Source organism: Streptomyces sp. MB09-02B, from assembly GCF_033794485.1.
Lineage (GTDB): Bacteria > Actinomycetota > Actinomycetes > Streptomycetales > Streptomycetaceae > Streptomyces.
The window spans coordinates 1-816 of record NZ_JARGEE010000950.1; the positions used below are offsets into that span (position 1 = coordinate 1).

General features: G+C 68.0%; 1 protein-coding gene. It reads left to right on the forward strand.

All coding sequences use genetic code 11. From position 1 onward, the window contains the following. Positions 1-25: 25 nt before the first annotated feature. On the forward strand, positions 26-796 hold the full coding sequence (locus tag P1P70_RS45265; RefSeq protein ID WP_319248406.1) for a response regulator transcription factor: 771 nt from the start codon (positions 26-28) through the stop codon (positions 794-796). Positions 797-816: the final 20 nt, after the last annotated feature.

Consider the following 816-nt stretch of genomic DNA (forward strand, 5'->3'; position numbering starts at 1 on the left):
ACCACCCCCCGACAGGAGGCCGCACATGCCTGACCAGCCGCAGGCACGCCCCGGCCCGCCCCTCCGCGTACTCGTCGCGGACGACAACCCGGTGGTCCGCGCCGGCCTCACGGCCCTGCTGGGCGCGCACCCCGACATCACGGTGGTGGCCCAGGCCACGAACGGCGACGAAGCGGTGGACGAAGCACGCCGGCACCGCCCGGACGTGGCTCTCCTCGACGTCCGCATGCCGGGCACGGACGGGCTGACCGCGCTCCCCGAACTGGTCGTTCTCTGCCCCGTGATGATGCTGACCTACAGCACGGAGCCCGAGGTGGTGACCGAAGCCCTGCGTCGCGGCGCGTCCGGCTACCTGGTCCACGGCGACTTCACGGCCCCCGAACTGATCACGGCGGTACGGGATGTGCGGGAGGGGCGCCCGACCATCTCCGCGACTGTCTCAACTTCACTCGGCGTTTCCTACGAACCTTCACACGAAAGTCACGACCCTGCTTCGCAGGTGCAACCATTTATGGCACAGTCGCCAAAGGCGGGCCCCGCTCGCGCGCCGGCCCTGCGTCGCCATGCGCTCGACCGTTCCAACCGACCGTGCTTCGGCCTGAGTTCAAGGGAGGTGGAGGTGATGGACCTCATCGCATCCGGCATGAACAACCGTCAGATCGCCGCCACCTGCTTCATCAGCGAGAAGACCGTCAAGAACCACATCAACCGCATCTTCGCGAAACTGCACAGCTCGACGCGCAGCGAAGCCATAGCCCACTGGCTGGGCACGACCCTCGGGGGGTGGCCCCGATGACCCCACCCCCCAGCAAAAGT

What these genes read in the sequence shown, in the direction of transcription:
- P1P70_RS45265 (WP_319248406.1), top strand. Translation starts at nt 26, where the DNA reads ATGCCTGACCAGCCGCAGGCACGCCCCGGCCCGCCCCTCCGCGTACTC.